Genomic DNA, 22,832 nt, shown 5'->3' with positions numbered 1-22,832 from the left:
ATCCTGACCGTGAGGTTCTCTTTCCCGGAGACTGCCCATGCCCCTGCGAACCCTCTTCCTGAAGGGCCTCGTTCCCGCCTCCTGCCTGATGGCTTCGGTGGCCACGGCCTCCACGCCAGACGCTCCCGAGTCCGCCAGCCTCCAGACACCGCTCGTCAGCTGTCTGCTGGGGTCAAGCACCACCACCTACAATCCGGGCCTGACGAACACGCCTCGAGACATCACCTATCGCTCCACCACCAACCTCCCCCTCTGCCTGCCAGGGCGCTTGGGCCTGTTCACCTCCGCGTACGCGGACACGGGCAATGTGTTGCGTCAGGGCCTCTCCTGCCTGGAGCTCATCCGGCCCTTCTTCGCGACGGAGGCCACCTTCTTCTGGAACGATGGAGGCTTCTCGACCGTGTCCCTCACCCAGACCCGTGTCGAGGTCGAGGGCGCGACGACGCTCCTCATCGGCACGGGCACGGTGACGGCGGGCCGGTACCTGAATGCGCTCGCGACGCGGACGCTCACCTACGCGAACGTGGACATCGCCCAGGGGTGCCTCTCCGCGGAAGGGCTCAAACAAACCACTGGCATGGCGACGCTCGTCCTGGCGCTGCCGAGCACACCGGTCGCGCCGCCTGCCAGCACGCCCTGAAACAGCCTGTCACGTCCGCAACCCGTCCCTCGGAGGTCTCACATGCAACCACGCACCCCCTTCCGTTTCCTTCTTGTCGCGTGTCTGGCGGCGCTGACGGCGCACGCATCCGCTCAGAGCGCCCCCACTCCGTCAGCGTCCGTCCTCCCACTGCCCACGCTCAACGTGTCGTGCGTCGGCACCAGCACCTTCACCTTCTCCCCTGGGTTGAAGAACGAACCCCAGGACATCACCCACACCGCCAACGTCGACCTCCCCAACTGCGTGCTCCTCCCCTCGCTCCAGCGCACGACCGCGGCGGCGCCCACGAAGACCCAGCTCTTCCCGGGGCTGACCTGCACGGATCTCCTCAAACCCTTCGCGAAGACGGAGGCCACCTTCTCCTGGGGAAATGGGGGCACCTCGAAGGTGGTCCTGAGCCAGACGCGGGTCGAAGCGCAGGGAGCGTCCACGGTCCTGGTCGGCGTGGGCTCGGTGACCGAAGGGAAGTACAAGGGCGCGGTCGCCGTCCGGACCCTGACCTACGTCAACGAGGATGTGACGCAGGGCTGCCTCTCTGAACAAGGGCTGACGCAGACCAGTGGTCTGGCGACGCTCACCCTGACGCTCCCCCAGTGAGCGGGCCTCCGGTCCCTGCCCTCTGACATGGGCAGGGACAGCGGAGGCCACGGCAGGGCAAGGCCCCTATGATGCGGGCCGCATGCCCTCCCGCGTTCCCAAGGCTCCCGCCCCGGAAAGAATGCCCGCGCGCGGCCTGTCGCTCCGGGCGGTGAGCGACCTGCTGTTGCATGCCCGCGCGTCCAACGCGGGCGCGATCCTCGACGTGGCGCTCCCTCGCGTCATTCGTGAAGCGGAGGGACACGACGAGGAAGCGCTCGCGGCGCGGCTGCTGTCCGTCTGGTCCGACACCGTGAGGGCGCATGTGGAAGCGGGCACGCGCGAGGTGAGCCTGAGCGGCGGCGTGGACAGCGCGGCCCTGTGCGCGATGGCCGCGCGGCACGCCCCCGGGCAGGTGCGCGCGTGGACCATGGACGTGCACTTCGCGGACGCGGTGGAGCGGAGCAACGCGCAACGGATGGCGAAGGTGACGGGCGCGGAGCTGGTGGACGTGATCATCCCGGACGCCGTGCTCCCGGACCTGTTCGAGCACGCGGTCCTCGCCAACCAGACGGCCATCCTCAACGCCCGCGCCGTGGCCAGCTCCGTGTTCTACCTGGAGGCCCGGCGGCAGGGCGCGGGCCCCGTCCTCCTGAGCGGCGCGGGAGCGGATGAAGTGCTCAAGGGCACGCCGGGCGTGCTCGCCTCGGCGAAGGCGCGCGTGGATGAGGACCGGGCCCTGGCCGCGCGGGTCCTGGCGCCTGTGGACAACTCGTGGGCGCCGTCCCGAGCCGGCTCGCACGATCATGGAGCGGCACGGGGGGCTGTGGACAACTCGGGAGGGGCGCGGTCCGAAGCGCTGGAAGGCGATCAGGAATCAAAGCCATCCATCCCCTCTGGGAATCACGGCGCCGATCAAGCCGTGGGTCCTCGTGCGGACTCCACCCCTGTGGACAACTTGAGGACTGTTTCCGAGAGCGGAAACGACGATCACGCCCTCCGCGCCCCCCCTGTGGACAACCTGGGGACCGGGCTCCCCGCGCCGTGGGAGCTGCCCCAGGAGGATGCGCTTCCGACCGAGGAGCTGCGGTACGCACAGTGGGTGCTGGCCGAGCTCATCCTCCCGCCCGAGCTGCGGGGCGCCCGGGCCCATGGACTCACGGTCCGCACGCCGTACCTGGATGAAGGCTTCGCGAGGGTGGCGCTGGCCCTGCCGGAGTCCGTGCTGCTGCGGGACGGGTTCGGCAAGTGGCTGTTCCGGCACGCGGTGCGGGCCCTGGTGCCCAACGAGGTCCGCCTCGCGCGCAAGACGCCCCGGTACGGCCACACCGCCCTCTCCAGTCCGGTGCGGTCCCGCTGGCTGGAGCTGTATCGCGCCTGGCTGTCTCCCGCGCGGTTGGAGCCCCTCCAGGTCATCGACTCGAAGGCGGTGCTGGGACTGCTGGAGCGCTACGTCCGACTGCCGGCCGACGACCCGAGGGCCGGACCGATGGATCGGCTGTTGATGCGCCTCATGTCCCTGGCCATGCTTCAGGCCCACACCAAGGCGCCCCCCTGAATGTCCCGAGTCCTCATCGCCACCTCCCCTGAGAAGGGCCACCTCAACCCGATGGTCGGCGTGGCCCAATGGCTGCGCCGCCTGGGGCACACCGTCGGATGGCTGTGCATCCCCGAACCGGCGCCGCAGCTCGAATCCCTGGGCGTGGAGGTGCTGCGATTGCCACACGTCGAAGCCGCGCCGCCGGGCATCGAGACGGGAGGCGAAGCGCTGGCGAAGCTGGTGCTCGACGACGTGGCGCTGGGGAAGTGGATCCGGGGCCTGTTGCTGGATTCGGTCCCCGCGACGCTGGAGCCCGTGCGCGAGGTGGTGCGCGCCTTCCGTCCGGACGTGATGGCGCTGGACGGGATGCAGTACGCGGCGGTGCTCGCGGCGCACACGGAGGGAATCCCGTGGGCGGGCGTGTCCTCCGCGCTCACGCTGCTGGAGCCGAGGCCGGAGATTCCCCTGCTGCGCAACGTGCGCGCGCTGAAGGACGACCGTCAGGCGCTGTTCCGCCGTCACGGCTTCGACGCGCGCTTCCGCACCTGCGAGTGCCTGTCGCCCCGGCTCAACGTCATCTTCGCCACCGAGGCCTTCCTGGGCCCGGACGCGGGAGTGCCCGCGGACACGCTGCTCGCGGGACCCTCCATTCCGCCGGAGCCCCGGGGTGACGAGGTGCCCTTCCCCTGGGAGCGGCTGGGCGAGAAGCCGGTGCTGTACGTGTCCTTCGGCAGTCAGATTTCGTATCAGCCGGAGCTGTTCCGCCTCATCGCGGAGGCCGCGAAGCCCTTCGGCGTGACGCTGGTGTTGTGCGCGGGCGAGCTGGCGGACACGGACTTCCCGAGCACGCTGCCCGGTGACGTGGTGGCGGTGCGCTACACGCCGCAGCGACAGGTGCTGGAGCGCGCGGCGGCGTTCATCTCCCACGGCGGAGCCAACTCCGTGATGGAGGCGATGACGGCGGGAGTGCCGATGCTGCTGCTGCCGGTGTGCAACGACCAGCCCGTGCAGGCACACTTCCTGGAGAAGTCCGGAGCAGGGCTCGCGCGAGACCCGAGGACCCTCACCGTGGAGTCGTGCCGGGAGGCCATCGCGCGATTGCTCGCACCGGAGTCACCGATGCGCGACCGCGTGGCGGAGATCTCCCGCTCCTATCGTGCGCATGACGGCGCGAGGACCGCCGCGGAGCGCATCGCCGGGCTCGTGGAATGAGCGGCTCCAGGTGGAGTCCTCGCCGGCATCACCCGGAGGGCATCACACCGCTGGAGGTGTGGAACCTGCCCGTGTTCGGCCGCGAGCTGTGGGAGCTGCTGGGCTCCCCGTGGGTGGAGGACGACCGGCGCGCGGGAGTGCCTGGAGCCACGCTCGCGGCTCGCGTGATGCTTCCGCTGGCGGAGGCGCTCGCGCTGTTGGTGAAGCAGCACGCTCCGGACGCGGCATACCTGAGTGGAGGCCTGGCGGAGCTGGACGGCTTTCCCGCCGCGCTGAGGGACGCCACGGCATCGCTGCGCCGCCCGGTGCACATCGCGTTGTCACCGCGCTTCGCCCCCGTGCGCGCGGGGCTGCGCATGCTGGAAGCCCAGGGCGCGCGGAGTCCGCTCTGCGTGGACGTGGGCCAGACGAGCATCAAGCTCGCGCGGGCCGGAGCCACGCGTGTCGTTGAACGGAACCTCTCCACCCTGCCCCCGCTGTTCATCGGTCAGCCGCGTCCAGCGGACGGCCATCACATCCGGGACACGGTGGCGTTCATCGCGGGAGCGCTGCGGACGTTCCTCGCGGAGGACAGCCGCGAGCCGCCGGATGCGCTGTGTCTGGCATTGCCGTGTCCACTGGATGAGGCCCTGATGCCCGGAGGCTGCACCTACGGCTTCGAGGGCACGGCCTCCCTGGTCCCGGACATCCTCGCCCAAGCGGGCCTGCCGGACACGGGAGGCCCGGTGCTCGTGCTCAACGACGCGGAGCTGGCGGCCGAATCCGCGCGGCGAGCCCCGCAGGTGAAGGGACGCCGCGTGCTGTGCCTGTCCCTGGGCTTCGGGCCGGGTGGGGCCCTGCTCGACAGGGGTCGACGATAGGTCAGAACATGAAACCCGAATGGCCTTTGCTGGGGCTGCTGATTCTCCTCTCTTCCTGTGCTGTGAGCCGTGGTCCCAAGATGGCCCCGGTTCATGTTCAAGAGGGAGGGAACTGCAAGAGCAGCGCCGAGTGTAGGGAGGAACTGGATTGCATGTTCTGGTCGCTGACACCCGGTTCAGGTACCTGTCAGCGGGCGTGCGAAGAGACTTCGGACTGCCCAAGCGGAGAGCAGTGCGGCGGGGAAGCTTTTACCGATGGGCCGGGACCTTTTTGCACCGCTCCAGGCGTCGACTGATGGAGATGCGTTCAGACCTCCGAGTCATGCCGGTGGCATTCACGCGCTGAATGCCGGAGCAGCCCCGCTCCGGTTGGAGCCTGTTCGTCGCAGTGCCTGGATGAACGGGCGGGTCCCTCTCCGGAAGGAGGGGCGTCCTGCCTGAATGGGTAGGTCGCCGTCCTGCCCGGTCCGCCGATGTGGCGCGATTTCGAGCCCTTTAGTTTCAGGCTCGAAAGGAACACGCCATGTCCACCGACGCCCTCCAGTCCCTCTCGCAGTCCATCTCCACCGTCGTCGAGCGCATCGCTCCCTCCCTCGTCCGCGTCGAGGCCCGCCGTCGCCGGGGCGCCAGCGGCGTCGTCTGGGACGCCGACGGTCACATCCTCACCACCAGCCACGCCGTGGAACACGAGGGCTCCATCCAGGTGGGCCTCGCGGACGGCCGCTCGGTGTCCGCCGAGCTCGTCGGCCGAGACCCGAGCACCGACCTCGCGCTCCTCAAGGCCGATGCGAGTGGATTGACCGCGCTCGCGCCCGCGCCGCTCGATGACGTGAAGGTGGGCCACATCGTGCTGGCCATTGGCCGGCCGGGGCGCACGGCGCGGGCCACGCTGGGCATCGTCAGCGCGTTCGGCGGCGACTGGCGCACGCACGCGGGCGGCCAGGTGGACCGCTACCTGGAGACCGACGCGGACCTGCCTCCGGGCTTCTCCGGCGGCGCGCTGGTGGACGCGCAGGGCCGCTTCCTGGGCATCCCCACCGCGGCCTTCTCCCGCACCGCCGCGGTCGTGATTCCCGGCGGCACGCTGACCCGCGTGGTGAACGCACTGCGTGAACACGGCGGCATCCGCCGCGGCTACCTGGGCGTGGGCGCCTACCCGGTGCGCCTGCCGCGTGAAATCGAAGGCACGAAGGCGGGCCTCATCCTGCTCTCCGTGGATCCGGAGGGTCCGGCGCAGAAGGCCGGGCTGCTGCTGGGCGACGTGCTGGTGAGCCTGGGCGGCCAGTCGCTGCACGGCGTGGAGGACCTGCTGGGCTACCTGGGCGACGAGAAGGTGGGCGCGTCCATCCAGGCGAAGGTGTTGCGCGCGGGCGAACTGCGCGAGGTGCCCATCACCGTGGGCAAGCGTTCTTGAAAGGAGCCGGCGATGAAACTGTTGCAGCAACTCTCGGATGACCTGGAAGGGCTGGTGGCCGGCGCGGCTCCTGCCGTGGTGGGCGTGGAGCACGCGCGCGGCCACGGCACCGGCCTGTTCCTCACGCCGGACGGCTACGTGCTCACCAACCGGCACGTGGTGATGCGCACGCCCAAGCGCCTCACCGTGCAGCTCCACAACGGCGAGGAGCGGCGGGCCACGCTGGTGGGCGCGGATGCCCCCACGGACCTCGCGGTGGTGCGCGCGGAGGGCGATGACTTCCCCACGCTGCCGCTCGCGGATCCGGAGACGGTGCGGGTGGGGCAATTGGTGATGGCCATTGGCAATCCCTTCCGCCTGGAGCAGTCGGTGTCGCTGGGCGTGGTGAGCGCCATCAACCGCAGCATCACGCTGCCCGACGGCGTCATCCTGGAGGGGATGCTCCAGACGGACGCGGCCATCAACCCGGGCAACTCCGGCGGGCCGTTGCTCGACACGCGAGGGCGCGTGGTGGGGCTGAACACGTTGGTGCTGCCGTTCGCGCAGGGGATTGGTTTCGCGGTGAGCGCCACCACGGCGGCCTGGGTCGCGAGCCTGCTCATCCAGCGAGGCCGGGTGGAGCGGAAGTTCCTGGGCATCGCCGCCACGGCGGTGAACCTGGAGCCCGCGCTCGCGAAGGACACCGGCCAGCCGCGAGCCGTGCGCGTGTTGAAGGTGCAGGAGGGCACGCCCGCGGACGACGCGGGTCTCCAGCCAGACGACCTGCTGCTCGGCATCAACAGCCGGCCGGTCAACAGCGTGGACGACCTGCAGCGATTGATGGCGCTCGCCTCCGAGGAAGAGGTGCACCTGGACGTGCTGCGCAAGGGCCGCCGCAAGGACGTCTCCGCCCGGGCCCGCCACCGCCGCGAACCGGTGGCGGCCTGAGCCACCGCTATACTGCGCCCCACGATGTCCTCATTGCAGGCGCACGACATGGCCGAACGCATCGAGCGCGAGGGCTTCGCCATCCTCCCGCACGGAATCACGCCCGCCACCGCGGACGCACTGCTCCAGGCCCTGCGTCGCGTGAATGAAGAGGCCGCGTCCTCCCAGCGGAGAGGCGGCGTGCGCAACCTTCTGGAGAACGTGCCCGCCGTCCGGGAGCTGGCCCGTTCAGGTCCGGTGCGCGAAGCCGCCGAGTCCGTCCTGGGCCCGCACTGCTTCGCGGTGCGAGGCCTGCTGTTCGACAAGACGCCGGACGCGAACTGGAAGGTCATCTGGCACCAGGATCTCACCGTCGCCGTGCGCGAGCGTCGCGACGTGCCCGGCTTCAGTCCCTGGTCGGAGAAGGCCGGTGTGCCATGCGTGCAGCCGCCCACGTCCGTCCTGGAGGCCATGGTCGCGGTGCGCGTCCACCTGGACGACTGCGGAGAGGACAACGGCCCCGTGCGCGTGCTCGCGGGCTCACACCGGGAAGGTCGTCTCTCCACTTCGAGCATCCCGGGGTGGCTCGAACGAAGTGTCCCCGTGGACTGCCTCGTGCCCCGCTGCGGCCTGCTGGTGATGCGGCCCCTGCTGCTGCACGCCTCGTCACCGGCACGCGTTCCCGCGCACCGCCGGGTCATCCACCTGGAGTTCGCGGCACGGCCCCTGCCTGGCGGGCTCGAATGGCACGCGCGCGTCTGAGGCTCACGGCCACGTCAGCACCAAGCCCACGCCGTCCGGCGCGGGCACCAGGCGCGCCGTGAGCTGCCCGTTCAGCTTCGCGTTGAGGAACGTCAGCACGCCGTCGAACACCAGCAGGAACGCCCCCTGCATGAGCACGCTCTTGCCCCAGCCTCGCAGGCGCTCCGAGTCCTTGCGCATCCCGCGCTCCCACAGGAACCCGCCGAAGGCGATGTAGCCCACGTCCAGGCCCGCGTTGAGGAGCAGCACCTTCTCCATCCGCTGCCCTTCGGCCAGGCTGCGCGCCAGGTCCCAGGAGGCGGGATCCGCCGTCGCCTGCCCGTGATAGCCGAGCCCCGCGATGACCAGGTTCACCACGTTCCAGGCCGCGTTCGCCTGGAAGAAGGCCCGCGTCTCGCCTTCGCTCGCGAAGTGTCCCGCGACGCCCGTGCCGATGTTCAGCACCGCCCAGCCGAACAGGATGCCCATCGCGGTCTGGTTCACGCGCACCGCTTCCGCGTTGTGCTCCGCGAGCCACGCCTTCGCGTCCGGCGCAGGCCTCTCCTGCGCCACTCCTGGCATCGCGAAGAACAACAGCACCAGGACGCAGCAGGAACGCACAAGGCGGGCGGAGGCCATGGCGGCACTCTAGGCCCGCCAAGGCCCGTCCGCCGTGCGGCCGCCCGCGCTACCGTTCGCCGTCGTCACTGAGCGGTGGCGCTTCCCTCGCGGGCTCCGTGCCCTTCTCCGCGCCGTAGCCGCCAATGCCTTTCTGGAGGATGCGGTCCTCGCCCACGTCCTCGTCCGTCACGTCGCCCCGTTCGGTGCCCGGGCGCTGGTGCCTGGCTTCACGCTCCAGTTCCTCCGCGCTGTGGGTATCCGTGCGCTCGGGCCCCTTCACCGGCGGCCCCTTGTTGCTGGCCATGGTCGCGTCTCCTGTCTGGATGTCCTGCCCTCCAGGACAAGGTCCGGCGCGTCCCATCCCCCGACAAGGCCACTGGCGGGCTAGCATGGCCAATCGCATTGCCTCTCGGAGCCGCCTCGCCATGACCCACCCGGCCGACGCTGTCCCCTCCAGCTGTCCCTTCAGCGGCGCGGGAAAGGCCTCCGCCGCTCGAGTCCCCGGCCCCGTCTACCGGAAGCCGTTCTGGCGAGCGCGTCTGCCCGAAGTGAGCCGGGAGATCGCCTCCCTGGATGCACGGCGTGACTGCCAGCGCATCGTGCACCTGCTGACCAACTACGAGTTCCCCTTCGACATCGTGCGGTCCACGGAGATTGCCCTCTTCCACACCTACGGCAGCCGCTCCGTCTCACGCCTGTTGGACCGCACGGGTGAGTTCAACAAGCGAGGCCAGAAGCGCTACGACGACACGCGGCTGCTCATCGCGCGGTTCATGGAGTGCGGCTGGGATGGCGCGGATGGGCGCCGCTCGCTGGAGCAGATGAACCACATCCATTCCTTCTTCCGCATCCCGAACGAGGACTTCCTCTTCGTGCTGTGGACCTTCATCGACTTCCCCATCCAGTGGATGAAGGACTACGGCTGGCGTCCCTTCACCCAGCACGAGCAGGAGGCCTGGTTCCATTACTGGTGCGAAATCGGCCGCCGCATGGGCCTGAAGGACATCCCCGAGGACAAGCCCGCCTACGACGCCTTCATCCGCGACTACGAAGCGCGAGAGTTCGTCCCCAACGAGGCCAGCCACCGCGTCGCCCAGTCCACCGTGGACATCCTCGCCGGCTGGGTGCCGCGTCCGCTGCGTCCGCTGGTGGCCCCCATCAGCCTCAGCCTGGTGCCGCCGCGCCTGCTCCCCGCCATCCAGTTCGACTCCCCACCCGCCTGGGTGGGAGGCCTGGTGAAGGGCGCCCTCAAGCTGCGCAAGCGCGTCAAACGCCACGTCTCGCTGGAGCGCTATCCATCCACCCTGGACACGACGCTCAACCGCACCTACCCCGGCAACACCTACCGCATCGAAGGCCTGGGCCCGGACTACGCCCACCGCGACGCGGAATGAAAACGGGTGAGCCAGGCACAGAGGGCCGCCACGGACTCATCCAGCGTCTGACGTGGCCCCCAGAACATCGGGGCAATCGCCTCGAAGGCATCCTGGATGGCCTCGGTGCCTTCGCCGCCTGGGAGGAAGTGCCGCAGGTCACCAGCAGGAGGCGCTGAAATCTGCTTCTGCCGGATCATCTCCTCCGCCAGCGCACGGACATCCGGGTAGTCGGCAAGAGGAGGTAGCGCATCCTCGGCGGCGATGATGCGTGCCGCGTCCTCGTAGTGACGCACGAAGGTAGCGGGCTCCAGCGGCTCCTTCTTGAGCCGGCGCTGGATGGCATCCACCTTCTCCAACAGCGTGACCATGGGATGAACGCACCGCACGGCCCTGGGGCGGTTTTCCCTGAAGTCCGCCAGTTGGCGCTGGGCCTCAAGCTCATCATGGACGAATGACGCCATGTCGCGCCGGACAAAGGGCGTCACCCGCGCATTGCCAACTTCCAGGAGGACGAAGGGACGCAGGATTCCCACCATGCCGCCCAGGTGCTGCGCCGGATACAGGATGCGCACGCTGGCGGAGCGCCAGTACCGATCCGCTCCGTCGACATCCAGCTCCGTCCTCGCTCCGGGAACCTGGATGCGCTCGGCCAGGGCCTCGAAGAACGCGCGGCGAGCCTTCGTTGCTCCCGCGCCGGTGCGGAGCCAGTCCGTCACCCGGGGAAGCTCGACCGCTCCTGCCTCCAGCTTGAGGTCCAGGTCTTCCGAGAACCGCTGGATGAGCGAGAAGCCCTTCGAGAGCGACGTGCCGCCCTTGAACCAGACCTCGAAGCCCACGTCATGCAGGGCCCACAGCGTATGGGTGACCCAGTAGTCCTTCTCGGTGAGTCCAAGAGAGAGCCGCCGTTTGTCGGCGACGATTCGCAGCAGTTGATCGAATTCGGGGTCGTCGTGGATGAAGGTCATGCAGAGGCAGAGAGGATCGCTTCGTGGATCCACTCACGCGTGCTCTGCCTACCAAACCGGTCAGACATCTCTCCGAGCCGCCGGGCATCGAACGCGCCTCGCTTCAGTGCGCGCATCAATGCGCGCGCCAACTGAGCGGGTGCGACGCCTGCACTCCCGGCGTTCTCGAAGAGATCCACCACGAACCACTCCGGCGTCGGGGGTTGAGGGAAGGCGACCCGCCGCAGCTCAAAGGCCCTTCCCCCCAACTCGAAGCGACCCGAGCGCTTCGTGTTGTAGACGAGCGCCGAAGCGAAGACCGCCGTGGACCCCAACCCGAGCGCATTCCATCGCTCCGGCCCGGTGAAGACGAACGGACTGCCCTCCAGGAACGCCTTCATGATGGCTTCATCGGACGGAGCCACCACGCCGAAGCGTCCCCGCTTGGGACAGGCATAGAGCCCATGCGCCAGGGGTATCAGCACGCCCTCGCCCACCAATCGCCGGGCCAGCCGGGGTGCATTCGCGCCCCACGTGGCCAGCTCCTTCGTCCGGTAGACGCGGCCCGGCTCCAGCACGGGATGGACGGCGGCGGGCATGGTGGTACGAAATTTCCCGAAGAAAAAGGACAACGTCAACCGCGAAAAAGCCCGCATCCCTTCTCAGAGACACGGGCCTTCGGACCTCATGACGTCACAGCGGCTCAGCTCTTGTACTTCACGGAGCAGCCGTACGGCTCGGAGGTCGCGGTCGGGACCTGCTTGCCGTTGAGGAGCGCGTCCACCGCCGTCTGCACGTAGTTCACCTTGGTGGCTTCCTTGCCACGCGGGTCGTTGTCGATGGCGCCCGCGTAGCGGACCACGCCCTCACCGTCGATGACGTACATGTGCGGCGTCGTCTTCGCCGCGTAGCTCTTGCCCACCGTGCCGTCCGTGTCCAGCAGCACCGGCTGGCTGAAGCCCTCCTTCTTCTTCCAGTCCGCGGCGCTCTTCGCGTTGTGCGTGGAGGACGAGTCCACCGCCAGCCACACCACCTTCTTCGCGTCGAAGCCCTTCTGCGTGTTCTGCATCGTCTTGGCCTCGTAGTGCCGCTTCACGAACGGGCACTCCGGGTTGGTCCACTCGAGCACCACCACCTTGCCCTTGTACTCGGACAGCGAGTGGGCCTTGCCCGCCTCGTCCTTCAGCGTGAACGCCGGAGCGGGCTTGCCCACCTCCGCGGTGTCAGCGGCGAAGACGGGCGCGGACACGAAAGCCGCGGTGAGAGCCAGAGCCTTGAAGACCTGCTTCATGACGGAACCTCCAATGAGTTGAACGCCGCGCAACGAACAGCCCGACCGCCACTTCACTCCCGGCTCAAGGCCGGGCACACACCACCGAGCCACCCTTCAACGGTGACCCACACTCCGCCGCGCGCTGCACCGCCGTGATGACGCTGTCCGCGGTGAGCAGCTCGTTGAGCACCTCCGGCTTGTCCGGCGCGCCCGGGCTCAACACCAGGTACATGGGCACACCCGCGCGGCCATGCTCCGCCAGCTTCGTGGTGATGCGCGCGTCCCGCCGCGTCCAGTCCGCCACGAAGAACGCCACGTTGTGCTTCAGGAACGCCTGCCGCACGTCATCGCGCGACAGCACGGTGCGCTCGTTGAACTTGCACGTGAGGCACCAGTCCGCCGTGAAGTCCACGAACACCGGCTGCCCCGCCGCCAGCGCCGCCGTCACCGCCGCCTCGTCCCACGCCTGCGCGCCACCGTGCGCCGCCACCGCCGCGCCGCGCGTCTCCAGTGACGCCTGAGCCTCCTCGAAGCGCAGCGCCACCGCGCCCGCGCCCACCAGCACGAGCACCGCCAGCGCCACCGTCACGCCCCGGCGCCCGCCCTCCAGGCCCTGCGACTGGCCATACAGCCACGTGACCAGGCCCACCGCGATGAGGAACGCGAGCAGCCGCGCCATGCCGTCCACGCCAGCGAGCCCGCCCATCACCCACACCAGCCACACCGTCGTGCCCAACAGCGCGAAGCCCAGGAACTGCTTGCCGCGCTCCATCCACATGCCCGGCTTGGGCAGCCGCTTCGCCAGCCCCGGCACCAGCACCAGCAGGCAGAAGGGCAGCGCCAGGCCCAGGCCCAGCGCCACGAACACCGCCACCACCGTGGCCGGGCCCGCCGCGAACGCGAAGCCCACCGCCGTGCCCAACAGCGGCGCCGAGCACGGCGTCGCCAGCACCACCGCGAGCACACCCTCGCCCGCGCTGCGCATCAGGCCGTGGCTCTGGTCCACCTTGCCCGCCAGCGCCGTGCCGTCCGCGCCCAGCGTGTAGACGCCGAAGAGGTTGAGCGCGAACGCCACCAGCACCGCGCTCACGCCCGCGACGAACAGCGGCTCCTGGAACTGGAAGCCCCAGCCCACGCTGGCCCCGCCCGCGCGCACCGCCAGCACCGCGCCCGCGAGCAGCAGCATCGTCGCCAGGATGCCGCCCGCGTACGCCGCCGCGTGCGGCGCGACCTTGCCCTTCTCCTCCTGCACCATCCGCGTGAAGCCATACGCCTTGAGCGCCAGCACCGGGAACACGCACGGCATCAGGTTGAGCAGCGCGCCGCCCAGGAACGCGAACAGCAGCGCGGCGCCCAGCCCCAGCGGGGACTCGCCCGCCGCCACCGGCGCCGCCGCGACCGCGGGCTTCACCTTGCCCATCGCGTCCTTCACCGACGGGACCTTCAGGGGCGCCGGGCCCGCGGACGCGCCAGCCGCGGCCACCATCGGCGCGAGCGCCGTGTCCACGTCCACCGCCGTGAAGCCCGTGGCCTTCGTGCCCAGGCGCAGCGCGCCCGTGAGCCGGGGCTCGCCCTTGGGCACCACCGTCGACGCCTGGCCCTCCAGCGCGAACGTCCCCGGCGCCGTCTGCTTCAGCTTCACGCTGTCCACGCCCAGGATGCGGCCGGGCACGAAGAAGTCACCCTCCACGTCGCCCGCGAGCGGCTTGCCGTCCGCCGCCGTCACCGTGAGCTTGCCGGTGAACGGCTGGCCCGCCGTCAGCGTCGTGCCATCCAGCGCCAGGGCCACGCGCGGCGCGCCCTGCGCTCCCACCGGCGACGGCACCTGGGCCTGCGCGGCGTCGAACCGCGGCGCGAACTCCGGATCCAACACCGTCTCCGGCCCCACCGGCACCGTGCGCGTCAGCACCAGCTGCGCGGGGATGCAGTGCACCTTGCACGCGAGCGCGTCCACCGCCGCCGCCACGTTCAGCGTGCCCGTGGCGTCCTTGGACACGTGCGCGGGCGCGAACAGCAGCACCTCGTCGTGGTAGCCGTGCGTGGTGATGAAGCCGTCCGGCGTGCGGAACGTGCTGGGGAAGGGCCAGCGCAGGTCCCCCACCGTGACGCCCGGGATGTCCCACGACACGTCCGTGGCCAGGCCGGAGTCGCCCGGGTTCTTCCAGTAGACGTGCCACTCCGGGTCCATCTTGAGGCGCACGCCCACGCGGAAGTCGCCGCCCGCCTTCACCTGCGTGGCGTCCAGGAGCAGCGCGCCCTCCAGGCGCGGGTCGCCCTCGTCTGGCGCGGTGCTGCCCACGGCGGTGGGCGGCAGCGCGGCCTGGGCCCACGTCGCCAACAGCAGCGCGCCCACCACGCCCAGCCCACCGAGCCGGCTTCCAGACCTCTTGCTCCACGGATGCGTCATGCGACTCCCGTTAATCCACCTGGAAACGCCGTGCTACCTGGGATGCGTCCCCACAGGGTGCACTCAACCTTCCGGGCAGCCGGGCATTCCGCATGCCCGCACGCCCGGCGTCAGGGGCCATCCCGGCCCCCGTGCCTTTCCCCTACGTTCAAGGACTCCGGCCGGTTACGGCTCGGTGTTACCCGTCTTCCAGGGCAGCAGCGCCGCGCCATCCAGCGTTCCACCCGGAGGCGCGCCGCCGTTCGCCGGAGCGGGCAGGGCCGGCCTTGGAGGCGGCCCCACGTTCACCGCGGCCGGAAGCGCCGGCCCGATGCGGCTCATGGTGATGCGCGACACCTCCGACTGGGCCCGGCGCACCCCCAGGGCGGACGGCTGGGCCGCCCGGCGCTCCACCGCCCGGCGCAGGTCCGCCAGGCGGTCCACGTGCCGCTGCGCGGGGACCTCCGCGGAGCCCAGGCGGGCCAGCTTGTAGAGCCCCTTGTCCGCGCCCTCGAGCGCCCGCTCGGCCGCGTCCTGCTGACGGCGGGAGAGCGCCTTCCAGGCGGCGGCCTCGTGCGACACGAGCTCCAGCTCCGCGGACACCGCGCGCACGAAGCGGCCCTCGTCGCTGTCCGGCAGCAGGCGCGTCACCGGCACGGACAGCCGCCGGGTGTCGCCGTGCTCCGTGTACGAAGCGGTGACGGTGAGGTTCCAGTCGCCCTTCTCCAGCACGCCCGCGAAGAGGACGCGGCGCGGGAACGCGTGCGACACCGCGCCCAGCGCGGCGCTCATCGCGTCGCCCTCCACGCGCGACGGGTAGCGGTGACGGCAGCGCAGGTCCGCGAAGCCCGTGGGCAGCACGTACACGCGCGCGTCCGACACCACCTCGCCGAACAGCTCCGCGCCCAGCGCGCCCACCGCCAGCGGCAGGCCCTCCGCGTCGTCCACGTGCGTGAAGCCCGTGCCGGACGGGCCGGTGAGGGCCTCCAGGATCTCCGGCAGGTAGTGCTTGCCCAGCCCCAGCGCGTGCAGCGCCACGCCGGAGTCGTGCACCCGCTGGCCCAGCACCTTGAACTCGCCCAGCGCGGTGGGCCCCACGGAGGGCTCGCCGTCCGTGAGCATGAGCAGCTGCGGCCGGGCGCCCGGCACCAGCACGCGCCGCACGGCCTCCGCGCCGTTCTCCACGGCCTCATGCAGCGCGGTGCCTTCACCGGAGTCCAGGCGGGAGAGCGCCTTCAGGAACGCTGCCTTCGCGCCCGGCTCCATCGCGCGCACGGGCAGCACCTGCTCCGCGTCCGCGTCGAAGGTGAGCAGGCCCACGTAGTCCTTGGGGCCCGCCCGCTCCACCAGCGCGCGCGCCGCCTCCACCGCCGCCGCCAGCGGCGCGCCCCGCATGGACGCGCTGCGGTCGATGACCAGGTTCACCGCCACCGGGGCCCGAGGCGTCTCCGCTTCGGCCTCCAGGGTCACCAGCAGCAGCACTTCGCGGCCGCCCTCCGCGTCGCGCTCCACTGCCCAGGCCGTCTGCTTCATCCGCACTCCCGCATGGTGGGTGGGCCCCATCCTGCTCTTCGCGATTGCCGTCGCGACGACCCCCTGGCCCCGGACGCCCCTGCACGGGCCCGCGTCCGCCCGAAGTCCTGTCGCTGTTCCTGGAGGATGTCGGGTTTCCGGTCGTGAAAGCAACGTGTCCGGCCCGACCGGCCCCAGGTGTCCCAGGCCCGACCGGCACTGGCGATCATCCCGTCCGGCGCGCCTCGGGACGCCTTGCGTCACCTACAAACACACGGATTTCGGCAGGTTCGTCCGGCGTTTTACGGATTTACTTCTGGAGGGTCCGGCACCGGGCATTTCCGGGGACCGCTCTGGTGAGCTCGACCCGGCCTTGGGCGGGGAGCGTCACGGTTGTCCAGCGCACTGCATCAGCGTCCAGGAGTGTCAGCTCCCCAACCTGTCCGACTGTCCGACAGGTTCGACAACGGAGGCCCCCGCGCAGGCCACGGGCCGCGGGGGCAGGGCGTCACTCCGCCACGTGCCAGCCGCCCCAGGCCTCTTCATCCAGGTGGCCCCAGCGCCGGTCATCCGTGGGGTCCAGCGGAACCGAACGGCCATTTTCACCCGTCGCGGACAGCTCCAGGTCGTCCAACCCCTCGTCCAGGTACGTGCTCTCGTCGTGGCTCATGTCCGGCTCCTCGGCGCTCCATTCACGGGGTGTACGGCCTCATGACGGCTCGCGTCCCCTTGGACGCCCTGCGTCGGTCACCGGGCCCGCCCCATGCGGGTCCCTTTACAAGCGCTTCTTGACCGATTTACGAACATGTTGGGAGCCAGCCCCGATTTTGTAAAGCCCTCGGGACAGCAAAGTTCCGGGAGCGTCCGCGGGACCACGCCCGGCCGCCTGCCTTCCAGCACGCCAGGCGCGGGGATTTCGCGCACGACGGGTCCGGGACGGAGGGTGGGTGGGCGCCACCCTGGAGGGCGGCCTGGAAGCGATGAAGGGAACGCTGCGGGACATGGCCTCCGCAGAGCGCTTGATTCGCGAATCACCCCTGCTAGGGTTGACAATCACTCCCGAATTGCCGCGTCGCAGCAACCGGCGTTGCCGCCGTGCGGCCCCAGAGGGTCCCGAGGTTCCATGAACCCCATCATCACCGGCCTGCTGTTGGCAGGCGCAATCTCGATCTTCGTCATCACGATGTCCGGCCGCGTGGGCGTGCTGCTCGCGATGAAGAAGGAGAACCGGCTGGACCACATCCCCTACCGCGTGGCGCAGCTGGTGCGCTTCGGGTTGGGCCAGAAACGCATGGTGGATCCGGAGGAGTTCACGCCGGGCCTGTTCCACATCTTCATCTACGCGGCGTTCATGGTGCTGGCGGTGCGCACCATCATGCTGTTCGTGATGGGCTTCTCGTCCACCGCGCTGGACGTGCTCACCGACCTGTCGCACCCGGCGTGGGACGCCGCGCCGCCGCTCCTGGGCCTCTACAAGGTCTACCTGCTGGTGAAGGACATCGTCGCGGCGCTGGCGCTCGCGGGCGTGGCGTACTTCGTGTGGACGCGCTGGAAGGTGAAGCCGGACCGCATGTCCCAGTCCTGGGAGGCCTACCTCATCCTGGGCTTCATCGCGGGCCTGATGATCACCGAGTTCATGTTCGGTGGCAGCCACATGGTGGCCGCGCACGCCGCCGCGCAGCAGGTGCCCATGGGCGCCACGCAGGTGCCAGCGGCGCCGGCCGCGATGGTCTGGTGGGAGCCCGTCACCAGCCTGATGGGCCTGGCGATGATGCCCCTGGGCGCCACGGCGGCGCACGTGCTGGGCGTGGGCGGCTTCTTCATCCACCTGACCATCATCCTGGCGTTCCTGAACTTCCTGCCGCTGGGCAAGCACTTCCACATCATCACGGGCCTGCCCAACGTCTTCTTCCAGCGCACGCACTCCACCGGCAAGCTGCCCACGCCCAACCTGGAGAAGGAGGAGTTCGGCGCCGCCACGGTGAAGGACCTCACCTGGAAGAACGGCATGGACCTGTACTCCTGTACGGAGTGCGGCCGGTGCCAGACGCACTGTCCCACGTACATCACGGGCAAGCCGCTCACGCACAAGGCCGTCAACCAGGACCTGAAGCACTGGCTCTGGGACAACGAGCGCTGGGTGGAGGAGGGCTACGGCCCCCACGGCGTGAAGGAGCCCCTGCCGGAAATCATCGGCAGCGCGCTGAAGGCGGAGACGGTGTGGGCGTGCACGAGCTGCGGCTGGTGTGAGCAGGCCTGCCCGGTGTTCATCGAGAACGTCCCGCGCCTCATCGACATGCGCCGCTACCAGGTGCAGGTGAAGGCGGAGTTCCCGCCGGAGATCCAGCGCGTGTTCGAGGGCATGGAGCGCCAGGGCAACCCCTGGGGCATCGGCCAGGACCGGCGCGACGAGTGGGCGGAGGACCTGGCGCTGCCCACCTGGGGCGACGGCGGCGAGTACGAGTACCTGTTCTTCGTGGGCTGCGCGGGCAGCTACGACGACAAGCAGAAGAAGGTCAGCCGCGCGCTGGTCAAAATCATGCGCGAAGCGGGCGTGTCCTTCGCGACGCTGTCCAAGCAGGAGATGTGCAACGGCGACTCCGCGCGCCGCATGGGCAACGAGTACCTGTACCAGACGCTGGCCAAGACGAACGTCGAGTCCTGGAACGCGATGGGCGTGAAGGCGGTCATCACGCAGTGCCCGCACTGCTTCAACACCATCAAGAACGAGTACCCGGAGTTCGGCGGCGAGTACCGCGTCATCAACCACACGCAGCTCATCAACGAGCTGCTCAAGGACAAGCGCATCAAGCTGTCCTCGGTGATGAACGCCGGAACGAAGCTGACCTACCACGACCCCTGCTACCTGGGCCGGCACAACGGCGTGTACGACGCGCCCCGCGAAGTGCTCAACGCCATCCCGGGCCTGGAAGTGGTGGAGATGCAGCGCAGCAAGCGTGAAGGCTTCTGCTGCGGCGCCGGTGGCGGCCGGATGTGGATGGAGGAGCACATCGGCACGCGCATCAACCACAACCGCATCAACGAGGTGGCCCTCACGCTCAAGCACGCGGAGGACCCGAACACGCCCTACCCCGACGCCGCGGACAAGAAGAAGCCGGGCATGGTGGGTGACTACAAGGAGCCGGGCGGCAAGGGCATCGTCGCGGTGGCCTGCCCGTTCTGCTCCACGATGCTCAACGACGCGAAGAACGACACCGGCCGTGAGCAGATCCAGGTCAAGGACATCACCGAGCTGGTCGCCGACTCCATGGAGGTCAGCAACAAGGGCGGCACGGTGGCGCCGAGCCCCGTGGTGAGCGCCAAGCCGGAGTAACGCAGTCCCAGCTCCTGATGTGACGAGGGCCCGGTGGCTCCCCGAGTGGGAGCGGCCGGGCCCTTCGCCTTTCCGGGCTTCGGAAGCCTACTTGCGGCCCTTGGGCGTGTGGCCCTCCGAGCGCAGCACGCGCTCCAGGCGCTTCGTGGCGCCGTCGTCGCCCAGCTTGCCCGCGACGTAGGCGCCCGCGGAGGCGAGCTTGCGGCGGAAGCCGCCGGGCGGGACCTCGGAGGGGCGCGAGGGGCGGGCGGGGATCTCCTCGATGCCCTGGTTCTTGAGCAGCGTGCGCGCCATGTCCTTCTCGTCCGAGGTGGCGTGCGGGAACAGGAGCGCGCAGACCGGGAGGTGGCCGTAGGCGGCGGCGGCGACGAACGGCGTCTCGCCCACGGCGTCCGGCAGCGAGGGGTCCGCGCCGGCCTCCAGGAGCAAGCGCACCAGGTCCTCCTGGCCCGCGCGCGCGGCCACCATCAGCGGCGTGCGGCCCTCCTCGTCGAAGGGGTTGGGGTCCGCGCCCGCGTCCAACTGGGCGCTCAGGGCGGCGCGGTCACCCGCGGCGACGGCATCGAACAGGGACACGGTGCGTACCTCCGGCAGGACGCGCGGGAGCATGGCGTTTCAGCGAACGCGACGCCAGGGAGGGGCCCACGCGCTGGCTCTACGGCGAAGAATGCAGGGCATTGCCGTTTCGCGTCGCCGGGCGCCCGCTTAGAGGGCGGGCAGGAGGCACGGCGTGGCTCTCTTCGCGGCGCGGGTCCTGGGTGCGACGTTCGTGGTGCTGGGCGCGTCCATGCTGGTGCTGACCTGGGGGTCGTACCGGCGGGACATGGGCATCCTGCGCGAGGGGCTGCACGCGGAGGGCACGGTGGTGAAGAAGGAGTTCCTCGCGGCCCCGGACGACAGTGACTACGTCCTCGTCTACGCCTTCACGCCCCAGGGCGGTGAGCGCCGGCAGCACCAGCGGAACGTCTCCGCGGAGCTGTGGAAGCGGCTGCGCCCCGGGGACCGCATCCAGGTGCAATATGGCCAGAGCGACCCGCGCCGCAGCTTCCCTGAGGGGCATGGGGTGACGTCGCTGGGGCTCGCGCTCTTTCTCAGCGTCGTGCTGGTGTCCATCACCCTCATCGGAGGGGTGGCGCTGCTGGCGAAGGCGGCGCCGGTTGCTCCTGAGTCCCCTCCCCCGTCATCCTGAGGCGGCCATGCCCTTTGACGCGATCGTGATCCTGGTGCTCCTCATTGGAGCGCCCCTCGTGATGATGGTGCAGCTGTGGCGCCAGTATCAGCTCACCGTGGAGCTGGAGGAGAAGGGAGCTCACGCCTGGGCCGAGGTGGTCGGCACCCGCACGAACTGGCTGAACACGAGGTACCGCATCATCGAGTACGTCTTCCCCCTGCCGGACGGTTCGCGGGTCCACGGTGAGTTCAAGCAGTCCCGCGGGTTCCTGTCCCAGGGCACGGTCGAGGGCGAGCAGATTGAAGTCCGCTACCTGCCGGACAACCCCCACCGGCACCAGCGCGTGGGCACGGAGGTCGGGCTGCTCGCCGTCCTGAGCCTGGCGCTCGCCGCGGTGGTCTTCACGTCCCTGACCATCATCGTAATGATGAACGCGCCGGCGAAGAAGGCCCCGGCGCCGCGCGGGCCCACGCCCTCCGGCAGGCTGCGGAACTACGACGAGCCGCCTCCGCGCACGAAGCGGGGCATCGGGTACTGAACCGGACGAACGATGACCCGGGAGGCCGCGAGGGGTTTCGTTCAGCCTCCATCAGGAGAAGACGTCCCCCTCGTGCTCATCGCGGTGAAGGGCCTCCGGCAGGGCGCGGACTAGTTGGGCCCGTAGAAGGGCTCGTTCGCGGCGGGCACCGCGAGCGTCACGGAGCTGGCCGTGGAGGACACCGGCGCGCGGTAGATGCTGGGGTCACCGCCGGAGTCGTTGAAGAGGAAGCCCAGCTCCGTGCTGCTCGTCCAACTGGGGAAGCTCTCCTGCACGGTGCTCGCGGTGTAGTCCGTCAGCCGCCGCAGGGCGCCGCCGAGGCCCGAGGCCGTCACGTTGCCCACGAAGATGCGCGTGCTTCCGGAGGACAGCCGCCCGTCCAGGGCAATCTGCCGCCCGTCCGGCGAAATCACCGCGCGGTTCGCGATGGCCAGCACCTCGTTGCCCAGCCGCACGTAGCTGGGGCTGCCGCCGCCCACCGGCACGAACGCGAGCTGGTCGAACTGGAAAGAATTGGTGCCCGCGGGCGCCACCACCGTGTTCCCGCTGGGGAAGAAGGACGGCGCGCCGTAGGCGATGGTCGTGCCGGGCGTCAGGTCCACGAAGCCGCTGCCATCCGCCGCGATGCGGCCCAGCGAGCTTTGCGACCCCGAGCCCCGGTCGAACGCGAACACGATGGTGCGCCCATCCGGGCTGAAGCTGGGGCCGCGGAAGTTGGTGCAACCGCCGCAGGCCGCGTCGTTGGTGCTCAGCAGCGTGGCCACCGCCCCGCCCGTGGTGGGCACCGTCTGCAGGGAGTACGTGCTGCCGGAGCGCTGCACGAAGACGATGCTGTTGCCGTTCTTGGAGATGGCCGGCGTGTACGCGCCGCCCGCCGTCGTCAGCCGCTGCGGGCTGTTGGGGTCGCCGTCGTCGTCCACCACGTAGATGTTCCGGTCGCCGCGCACGAAGGCGAAGCCCCGGTCGAAGAGGACGTCACCCGCGGTGCCGCCGCCGCCGCCAAAGTCCGTGGGCTCGCACGCCCCCAACAACCCCACCGCCACCACTCCGCCGAGCCATCGCCGCATGCCCATCATCGCTGTGTCTCCCGCCGTGCCGGCCCTGTCACACGCGCTTGCCGCCCGAACACTACAGGGCGCGCCGGACAGGACGTCAACGCACACGCGGGCATTCACGCGCGCCCGTGTCCGGGAGCGCGCACGCGATTTTCAGCGGTTGAGGCGGTTCAGCTCGTTGCGGCAGACGTTGCAGGGGCCCAGCGACTTGCGGTCGATGTCCTGCGGGAACTGCGGGAAGAACATCACGCAGCGTGAGTCCTCGCAGTACGACAGGCCGATGAGGTGCCCCGCCTGGTGCACCGCCTCCACCTGCACGCGGCGGCGCAGCGTCTCGCCCTCCGCGCCCTGGCGCAGCCGGAACAGGCTCATCACCGCGACCTTGGACTCCCGGTCCGCCTGCCCGAAGACGAAGGGCGAGTCCGGTTCGAAGAGGTCCGCGTCCGTCACGCCCATCACCAGCTCCTGCGGCGACTCATCCAGCACCGTGCCCAGCCGGCGCATGATGGCGTTGCAGTGGTACTGGCTCCGGTCCTTGTTGAAGGCGTAGGCCGGGGACGACAGCGCCATCCGGCTCACGACCGCGCTGACGCCCAGATGGGTCGCCAGCGGTTCCTGCAGGGCGTTCACGAGCGCGGACGGTGGACTGCCCACGGTGACCAGCAGGAGCGTCTTCTGCGGCATCAGCCCACCGCCTTTGCTTCCGGACGGA

At 70.0% G+C, this 22,832-nt stretch carries 23 protein-coding genes; 12 read left to right on the top strand and 11 right to left on the bottom strand.

The features are described from left to right. The first annotated feature begins 37 nt into the window (after nucleotides 1–37). From JYJ93_RS05065 to JYJ93_RS05030, 8 genes are all read left to right on the top strand, one after another. Nucleotides 38–640, top strand: a complete 603-nt coding sequence (locus tag JYJ93_RS05065) for a hypothetical protein (RefSeq protein WP_206786942.1) — start codon at nucleotides 38–40, stop codon at nucleotides 638–640. 42 nt (nucleotides 641–682) lie between these two features. Next, nucleotides 683–1,258 carry a hypothetical protein gene (locus tag JYJ93_RS05060; protein WP_206786940.1) on the top strand — a complete coding sequence of 192 codons (576 nt, stop codon included), beginning with the start codon at nucleotides 683–685 and terminating at the stop codon, nucleotides 1,256–1,258. Between the two features lie 121 nt (nucleotides 1,259–1,379). Continuing rightward, entirely contained in the window at nucleotides 1,380–2,795 is a 1,416-nt protein-coding gene (locus JYJ93_RS05055; protein WP_206786939.1) for an asparagine synthase C-terminal domain-containing protein, read from the top strand. Next, complete coding sequence (locus JYJ93_RS05050; RefSeq protein ID WP_206786938.1) at nucleotides 2,796–3,989, top strand: nucleotide disphospho-sugar-binding domain-containing protein; 1,194 nt, start codon at nucleotides 2,796–2,798, stop codon at nucleotides 3,987–3,989. Next, a complete protein-coding gene (locus JYJ93_RS05045) occupies nucleotides 3,986–4,849 on the top strand; it encodes an ROK family protein (protein ID WP_206786937.1) in 864 nt (287 codons plus the stop codon). The genes JYJ93_RS05050 and JYJ93_RS05045 overlap by 4 nt, the downstream gene beginning before the upstream one ends. Nucleotides 4,850–5,372: 523 nt before the next feature. Next, nucleotides 5,373–6,263: a trypsin-like peptidase domain-containing protein gene (locus JYJ93_RS05040; protein ID WP_206786936.1), complete on the top strand. Its 891-nt coding sequence runs from the start codon at nucleotides 5,373–5,375 to the stop codon at nucleotides 6,261–6,263. 12 nt (nucleotides 6,264–6,275) lie between these two features. Further along, nucleotides 6,276–7,190 carry a trypsin-like peptidase domain-containing protein gene (locus JYJ93_RS05035; RefSeq protein ID WP_206786935.1) on the top strand — a complete coding sequence of 305 codons (915 nt, stop codon included), beginning with the start codon at nucleotides 6,276–6,278 and terminating at the stop codon, nucleotides 7,188–7,190. 48 nt (nucleotides 7,191–7,238) lie between these two features. Continuing rightward, nucleotides 7,239–7,931: a phytanoyl-CoA dioxygenase family protein gene (locus JYJ93_RS05030; RefSeq protein WP_242543674.1), complete on the top strand. Its 693-nt coding sequence runs from the start codon at nucleotides 7,239–7,241 to the stop codon at nucleotides 7,929–7,931. Between the two features lie 3 nt (nucleotides 7,932–7,934). Here the strand turns inward: JYJ93_RS05030 and JYJ93_RS05025 are convergent, their stop codons facing one another. Then, nucleotides 7,935–8,549: a hypothetical protein gene (locus JYJ93_RS05025; protein WP_206786934.1), complete on the bottom strand. Its 615-nt coding sequence runs from the start codon at nucleotides 8,547–8,549 to the stop codon at nucleotides 7,935–7,937. Nucleotides 8,550–8,598: 49 nt separating this feature from the next. Further along, on the bottom strand, nucleotides 8,599–8,835 hold the full coding sequence (locus JYJ93_RS05020) for a hypothetical protein (protein WP_206786933.1): 237 nt from the start codon (nucleotides 8,833–8,835) through the stop codon (nucleotides 8,599–8,601). A 121-nt stretch (nucleotides 8,836–8,956) separates the two neighbouring features. Between JYJ93_RS05020 and JYJ93_RS05015 the strand changes: the two genes are divergently transcribed. Then, on the top strand, nucleotides 8,957–9,925 hold the full coding sequence (locus tag JYJ93_RS05015; protein WP_206786932.1) for an oxygenase MpaB family protein: 969 nt from the start codon (nucleotides 8,957–8,959) through the stop codon (nucleotides 9,923–9,925). Here JYJ93_RS05015 and JYJ93_RS05010 read toward each other — a convergent pair. The 6 genes from JYJ93_RS05010 to JYJ93_RS04985 all read right to left on the bottom strand — a co-directional run bounded on the left by JYJ93_RS05010 (nucleotide 9,901) and on the right by JYJ93_RS04985 (nucleotide 16,692). Then, nucleotides 9,901–10,872 (bottom strand): nucleotidyl transferase AbiEii/AbiGii toxin family protein, encoded by a 972-nt coding sequence (locus tag JYJ93_RS05010; protein ID WP_206786930.1) that lies wholly within the window; start codon nucleotides 10,870–10,872, stop codon nucleotides 9,901–9,903. The two genes, JYJ93_RS05015 and JYJ93_RS05010, sit on opposite strands and share 25 nt — an antisense overlap. Then, nucleotides 10,869–11,450, bottom strand: a complete 582-nt coding sequence (locus tag JYJ93_RS05005; RefSeq protein ID WP_206786928.1) for a hypothetical protein — start codon at nucleotides 11,448–11,450, stop codon at nucleotides 10,869–10,871. The genes JYJ93_RS05010 and JYJ93_RS05005 overlap by 4 nt, the downstream gene beginning before the upstream one ends. A gap of 104 nt (nucleotides 11,451–11,554) precedes the next feature. Continuing rightward, complete coding sequence (locus JYJ93_RS05000) at nucleotides 11,555–12,142, bottom strand: redoxin domain-containing protein (protein WP_206786926.1); 588 nt, start codon at nucleotides 12,140–12,142, stop codon at nucleotides 11,555–11,557. Between the two features lie 64 nt (nucleotides 12,143–12,206). Then, on the bottom strand, nucleotides 12,207–14,531 hold the full coding sequence (locus JYJ93_RS04995) for a thioredoxin family protein (RefSeq protein ID WP_206786924.1): 2,325 nt from the start codon (nucleotides 14,529–14,531) through the stop codon (nucleotides 12,207–12,209). A gap of 165 nt (nucleotides 14,532–14,696) precedes the next feature. After that, nucleotides 14,697–16,043 carry a VWA domain-containing protein gene (locus tag JYJ93_RS04990; RefSeq protein WP_206786922.1) on the bottom strand — a complete coding sequence of 449 codons (1,347 nt, stop codon included), beginning with the start codon at nucleotides 16,041–16,043 and terminating at the stop codon, nucleotides 14,697–14,699. A 487-nt stretch (nucleotides 16,044–16,530) separates the two neighbouring features. Next, nucleotides 16,531–16,692, bottom strand: a complete 162-nt coding sequence (locus JYJ93_RS04985) for a hypothetical protein (RefSeq protein WP_206786921.1) — start codon at nucleotides 16,690–16,692, stop codon at nucleotides 16,531–16,533. 453 nt (nucleotides 16,693–17,145) lie between these two features. On the opposite strand from JYJ93_RS04985, the gene JYJ93_RS04980 reads away from it, so the two are divergent. After that, nucleotides 17,146–19,356, top strand: coding sequence for a (Fe-S)-binding protein (locus JYJ93_RS04980; protein WP_206786920.1), 2,211 nt, complete (start codon nucleotides 17,146–17,148; stop codon nucleotides 19,354–19,356). A gap of 87 nt (nucleotides 19,357–19,443) precedes the next feature. On the opposite strand, the gene JYJ93_RS04975 is transcribed toward JYJ93_RS04980, so the two are convergent. Then, nucleotides 19,444–19,965 (bottom strand): ankyrin repeat domain-containing protein, encoded by a 522-nt coding sequence (locus JYJ93_RS04975; protein WP_242543673.1) that lies wholly within the window; start codon nucleotides 19,963–19,965, stop codon nucleotides 19,444–19,446. A 121-nt stretch (nucleotides 19,966–20,086) separates the two neighbouring features. Between JYJ93_RS04975 and JYJ93_RS04970 the strand changes: the two genes are divergently transcribed. Continuing rightward, entirely contained in the window at nucleotides 20,087–20,545 is a 459-nt protein-coding gene (locus JYJ93_RS04970; protein WP_206786919.1) for a DUF3592 domain-containing protein, read from the top strand. A gap of 7 nt (nucleotides 20,546–20,552) precedes the next feature. After that, nucleotides 20,553–21,065 (top strand): DUF3592 domain-containing protein, encoded by a 513-nt coding sequence (locus tag JYJ93_RS04965; RefSeq protein ID WP_206786918.1) that lies wholly within the window; start codon nucleotides 20,553–20,555, stop codon nucleotides 21,063–21,065. A 110-nt stretch (nucleotides 21,066–21,175) separates the two neighbouring features. Here JYJ93_RS04965 and JYJ93_RS04960 read toward each other — a convergent pair whose 3' ends face one another. Both JYJ93_RS04960 and JYJ93_RS04955 read right to left on the bottom strand, forming a co-directional pair. Further along, nucleotides 21,176–22,132 carry a hypothetical protein gene (locus JYJ93_RS04960; protein ID WP_330166762.1) on the bottom strand — a complete coding sequence of 319 codons (957 nt, stop codon included), beginning with the start codon at nucleotides 22,130–22,132 and terminating at the stop codon, nucleotides 21,176–21,178. Between the two features lie 141 nt (nucleotides 22,133–22,273). After that, the gene (locus JYJ93_RS04955) at nucleotides 22,274–22,804 is read right to left on the bottom strand and encodes a non-proteolytic archaemetzincin-like protein (RefSeq protein ID WP_206786916.1); all 531 of its coding nucleotides are present in this window, start codon (nucleotides 22,802–22,804) and stop codon (nucleotides 22,274–22,276) included. Nucleotides 22,805–22,832: the final 28 nt, after the last annotated feature.

Origin of the sequence: Corallococcus sp. NCSPR001 (assembly GCF_017309135.1) — a bacterium.
Taxonomy (GTDB): Bacteria; Myxococcota; Myxococcia; order Myxococcales; family Myxococcaceae; genus Corallococcus.
Note: the sequence above shows the minus strand (reverse complement) of the source record. Positions and strands in the feature narration are given on the sequence as shown.